This window comes from Acinetobacter sp. UBA3132 (assembly GCF_002364825.1).
GTDB classification, from domain to species: Bacteria; Pseudomonadota; Gammaproteobacteria; order Pseudomonadales; family Moraxellaceae; genus Acinetobacter; species Acinetobacter schindleri.
In genome coordinates, this window is the sequence record NZ_DEZM01000115.1 from 1 (window position 1) to 5104 (window position 5104).

Here is a 5104-nt window from a genome sequence, read left to right on the forward strand (position 1 = left end):
CCCGATCTTTATCCAGTAAATTACTTTCTATCAGTTTCTGGGCTTTAGCCGTGATCTGCCATAGTAAACGCTGACGGTCATCACGGCCAGTCGGTACAATCCAGTCATTTTGTCGCATCTGCATTTTCAGGCTATGCAAGGCACGAATGTTCATCTGTGCACGTGCCACGGCATGAGCACGTGGCATTTCTATACGTGCATCTTCCAGACCAGTTTCATTTAAATATTCATTCAGGCGCTTAGAGAAGAATTCTTCTGGCGTTGGATTGACAAAGGTAGATCCAAGAATTGCCAGAAGCTCAGCCCAGGTCAGTTTTTTCTGAATTTTGAGCTCTTTAAAGTTACCATCCTGATAGGCATGCATGCGGTATTCAAAAGAAAAAATTTCATGCATGGACACTTTAGGCAAGCTCAGGAATGGATCAGGCTCACGCTTGCCTGCTTCTGCTTCCATTTGGGCAATACGCGCCTTGAGCTGATCAATTTCATCATGCAGGGCTTGGGCATTTTGAGGACGCACCCAGCCAGTCACCGGATAGCGTTCTAGCATCTGGGGCATGTTCAGGCGAACTGCCATTTCCAGATCACGCAGGCTACGATAGGTAAAGACCTGATCGACTTCATTTTGTAGCAGTTTTCGGAATTCATTGAATTTTTCACGCAATTCCGCTTTGGCATCATGCAGGGACGGCTCACGAGAGGCAGGGTCATCATGCATAAATACAATAATCGGTTTCTGCTTGGTTACTGCATAGATATATTCAAGGTGCATATAGCCAACGCCAGAAACGGACTGTTCACCATACTGGCTTCCCAGCAGGATTACCACATAGTCACAGTCATCAATCTGACGGCGAGCAAAGGCAGTACTGAGTGGATTACGCTGTTCCAGCCCCCAGGAGAAGAATCCCATACCCACCAGCGTTTGCGACAAGATGATACGCTCTGGCTGCATTTCCGAACCAGATGTGGATATAAAGACCTGATAACGTTTATCCAGCATTCCAAACCCTCTCCAACTACCGCGAATATGCACAGTTCACCTCGATTTCCATGAGCTGTTGCATATGCGTGCCCCACTTAAAAATATCAAATTTTAAAATAATGTAATTCACTGACTTAAAACTCAGCTTATATATTACTTACAGACCATTGAATATCATCCGGCATCAGGTGCTGTATAATCGGTTGAACTTGTTCAGCATTTTGACCACTGACAAAAATTTCGATTCTTACACTTTCTTTACGCTCGCCTTCAAATAATAACTCATTTTTGATCAAAATACGGGCGGTTTGTCTTGCAACTGCCAATCCAGAGTCAATCAATGTCATTTTATGACCAAAAATATACTGAATTGACGATTTTAGGAAGGGGTAATGTGTACATCCAAGTACTAAATAGTCTGCACCCTGATCTACAACTGGTTGTAAAATCTTGGTTAATGTCGCTAGACACGCGGGACTCATCTGCTCGCCAGCCTCGACAAAAGGCACCAGATCCAGACAGGTAACTGGAATCACATTTACCCCTGCGGGCTCGGCAAAACGGGTCATGACTTCTTTGATCAGCTGACCGCGAAAGGTTGCTGGTGTGGCAAGCACGGCCACAGTTTTGGAATGGGTCGCCAAAACTGCCGGCTTCAAAGCCGGTACCAGACCGATAATTGGAAAACGCTCGCCATAATGCGTACGCAAATAATCCAGACTAAAAGCTGAAGCAGTATTACATGCCACGACAGCAGCCTTGCAGCCCTTGCGATATAACCATTCAATTGCCTGCGCGGTGAGCTCACGAATGTCCTGATCCTCACGCGGACCATAAGGCACATTGGCAGTATCGGCATAATAGACGAAACGCTCATTCGGTAAATGACGCGCAATTTCCAGTGCAACAGAGAGGCCCCCGATTCCTGAATCAAAAATCCCAATGGGTGCATCTGCAGTAACATCAATAATGGGATCGAGTGTAGACGGAATCGGATAAATGGCGCTCATACAGGGGCTGTTTGCTCAAATGGACAGACATGGCACAAAGCTTAAACCTCAGGTGCCTAAATGCAAGTCTAAATCACCACTTTTCAAGCTTAATACCGTGTCACCTTCAGAATTTTCGACGAGCTCACCCATTTCTACCAGATGTAAAAAGGCAGCTCGCTGAATCAATGCATTAATGCCAAAACGCACATGCACATAAGGGCGCTGTTCATCACCAAAAGTACGCATGAAAATTGGATGTTCTTTATCTACGATGATTACATCCTGCGTCGTTGTCGTCAGCTGAATATAGCTTTTTCCATCAATTTCTACCTGATCAGCCTGCCCTACAAATAAGGGCTCATCTTCGACTTCAATTTCGATCTGCTCAACTGGGGTTTTGAGATAGAATTTGCCATCTTCCTTCCATAGCACTGTTGAGAACAGGTCAATCATGGCTTGGCGTTTAATCAATTGACCTTCGTGCCACCATTCTCCATTGGCTAAAACCTTCAAATCCATTGTGCCACAATGCTTTGGCTGCCACTGATCTAAAGGGGGTATTGACCTTTTGTGACTGCCCTGTGCATCTTTTATGTATTGTGCAATATTTGTTAAATTTTTATCATCACTTATGGCTGTTTTTTTCGTCGGATGATTCGTTTCTGCTGACTTATCCATAGTAGAAGACCTTAATGACGGAAAAATAATATGTTTCAGCCAATTGGCTTAAACTGGGTTTAAAACTATACTAGCCCACAAGATGAAAGACACTAATCTTTTTGTGTCCAGGAATTATAAATACTCATGGCAGCACCCGATCATCCGATTATGGTTGCCACCGAATGTAATATGAGGAGTCCCACATGGAGCACATCGAACGTGAATCGATGGAGTTTGACGTAGTCATCGTAGGCGCAGGCCCTGCGGGTCTTTCTGCTGCGATCAAAATCCGTCAGCTTGCAATTGAAAACAACCTGAATGATCTGTCCGTTTGTGTCGTGGAAAAAGGCTCCGAAGTCGGTGCTCATATTCTTTCTGGTGCTGTACTTGAACCACGTGCCATGAACGAGCTGTTCCCGAACTGGAAAGAAGAAGGTGCGCCTCTCAATGTACCAGTGACCGAGGACAAAACCTTCTTCCTGCTCTCTGATGAAAAATCACAAGAAGCTCCGCACTGGATGGTACCTAAAACCATGCATAACGATGGCAACTATGTCATCTCACTGGGCAATGTGGTGCGCTGGTTAGGCCAGAAAGCGGAAGAACTGGAAGTCTCGATCTTCCCGGGCTTTGCTGCCTCTGAAATCCTTTACCATGAAGATGGATCTGTAAAAGGCATCCAGACGGGAGACATGGGCATTGGTAAAGATGGCGAACCAACGCATAACTTTACCCCAGGTTACGAGCTGCACGCGAAATACACGATTTTTGCTGAAGGCTGCCGTGGTCACTTAGGTAAACGCCTGATCCAGAAATTCAACCTGGACAAGGATGCAGATCCACAGCATTACGGTATCGGCATTAAAGAACTATGGGAAATTGATCCTGCCAAGCACAAACCGGGTCTGGTCATGCATGGTGCAGGCTGGCCACTCAATGAAACCGGTTCTTCAGGTGGCTGGTGGTTATACCATGCTGAAAATAACCAGGTGACTCTGGGCATGATCGTGGACCTTTCTTATGAAAACCCACACATGTATCCATTTATGGAAATGCAGCGCTGGAAAACCCATCCACTGATCAAGCAGTATCTGGAAGGCGGTAAGCGTATTTCTTATGGTGCGCGTGCCGTAACCAAAGGCGGTTTTAACTCTCTGCCGAAATTCACTTTCCCAGGTGGTTCTTTAATCGGTGATGATGCGGGCTTCCTGAACTTTGCCAAGATCAAAGGCTCACATACTGCGATGAAGTCAGGCATGCTCTGCGGTGAAGCGGTATTTGAAGCAATCAAGGCCGGTGTAGAGAAAGGCGGTGACCTGGCAGTTGCACGTGTAACTGAAGGCGAAGATTTCTTCGTAAAAGAGTTGACTGCTTATACAGACAAGTTCAACAACAGCTGGTTGAAAGAAGAACTGTATAGCGCGCGTAACTTTGGCCCTGCAATGCATAAGTTTGGGCAATGGATGGGTGGTGCATTCAACTTTATCGACCAGAACGTGTTTAAAGTGCCATTCACCCTGCATGACCTGGTGCCAGACTTTAAGACATTGAAAACTGTTGATGCGGTGAACTTCAAGCCGAACTATCCAAAACCGGATGGCAAGCTGACTTTTGACCGTCTATCTTCAGTGTTTGTATCGAACACCGTGCATGAAGAAAACCAGCCTGCGCATTTGAAACTAACTGATGCTTCAATTCCAGTGAATGTGAACCTGCCAAAATGGGATGAGCCAGCTCAGCGCTACTGCCCGGCAGGCGTATATGAAATCATGGAAAATGATGATGGTTCGAAGCGTTTCCAGATTAATGCAGCCAACTGTGTGCACTGCAAGACCTGTGACATCAAAGATCCTTCTCAGAACATCACCTGGGTAACACCGGAAGGTGCGGGTGGTCCTAATTACCCTAACATGTAATGTTAGGTTAGGTTAGGGTAATTCTTGCGAAGCAGTGCTTCTCATATCCAAATATGTAATTTGATATGAATTAAAATAAACCCGCTCAAAAGCGGGTTTATTTTTATAGGATACTTTTAAATACCTAAATATTTTTAGATTTAAACAAGTTACGATTGTTTTATTTTAGCCAATTAAATCTTTATTTGTTGCTTCTAAATACCAAATTGTTTCGCCCCAATCACTTTCTAATTTAGGGAAAATATCTCCCTCTGTAAAATACCGTGAATTAGACTGATTTGCGGGACTCCACCAATAGCCTGTTTTCGGACATTTTTGGCCTGCTAAAGCTTTTAAATTTTCTATAACAATAGATTCTACTGTACCGCCTTGATCTGAAATTCTTTCTATTAAAGTCCAAGAGGTTTCAAAATATAATTTTTCTCTAGTTTCCTTATTTCTACATGCATATCTAGGTGCAAAACCATTATCATCTTCTTTACTACTTGCCAGGAATATCAATTTATTATCATATTCATTGCATACATAAACCCCTGTTTTATTTATTTTTT

4 protein-coding genes and 1 pseudogene are annotated in these 5104 nt (G+C 44.2%); 1 reads left to right on the plus strand and 4 read right to left on the minus strand.

Annotation, left to right across the window (positions count from 1 at the left end):
- The 3 genes from B4033_RS05740 to B4033_RS05750 form a co-directional block, all read right to left on the minus strand.
- Nucleotides 1-1003 (minus strand): DUF4062 domain-containing protein (locus B4033_RS05740; RefSeq protein WP_286832643.1); only part of this gene is annotated, 1003 nt, incomplete at its 3' end.
- Between the two features lie 128 nt (nt 1004-1131).
- Entirely contained in the window at nt 1132-1995 is an 864-nt protein-coding gene (gene murI / locus B4033_RS05745) for a glutamate racemase (protein ID WP_048881165.1), read from the minus strand.
- 48 nt (nt 1996-2043) lie between these two features.
- Nucleotides 2044-2655 (minus strand): DUF1285 domain-containing protein, encoded by a 612-nt coding sequence (locus tag B4033_RS05750; RefSeq protein WP_286832645.1) that lies wholly within the window; start codon nt 2653-2655, stop codon nt 2044-2046.
- 185 nt (nt 2656-2840) lie between these two features.
- On the opposite strand from B4033_RS05750, the gene B4033_RS05755 reads away from it, so the two are divergent.
- On the plus strand, nt 2841-4553 hold the full coding sequence (locus B4033_RS05755; protein WP_004890452.1) for an electron transfer flavoprotein-ubiquinone oxidoreductase: 1713 nt from the start codon (nt 2841-2843) through the stop codon (nt 4551-4553).
- Nucleotides 4554-4718: 165 nt separating this feature from the next.
- On the opposite strand, the pseudogene B4033_RS05760 reads toward B4033_RS05755, so the two are convergent.
- Nucleotides 4719-5104, minus strand: a pseudogene (locus tag B4033_RS05760) (hypothetical protein); the annotation flags it as partial.

What these genes read in the sequence shown, in the direction of transcription:
- murI (WP_048881165.1), bottom strand. Translation starts at nt 1,995, where the DNA reads ATGAGCGCCATTTATCCGATTCCGTCTACACTCGATCCCATTATTGAT.
- B4033_RS05750 (WP_286832645.1), bottom strand. Translation starts at nt 2,655, where the DNA reads ATGGATAAGTCAGCAGAAACGAATCATCCGACGAAAAAAACAGCCATA.
- B4033_RS05755 (WP_004890452.1), top strand. Translation starts at nt 2,841, where the DNA reads ATGGAGCACATCGAACGTGAATCGATGGAGTTTGACGTAGTCATCGTA.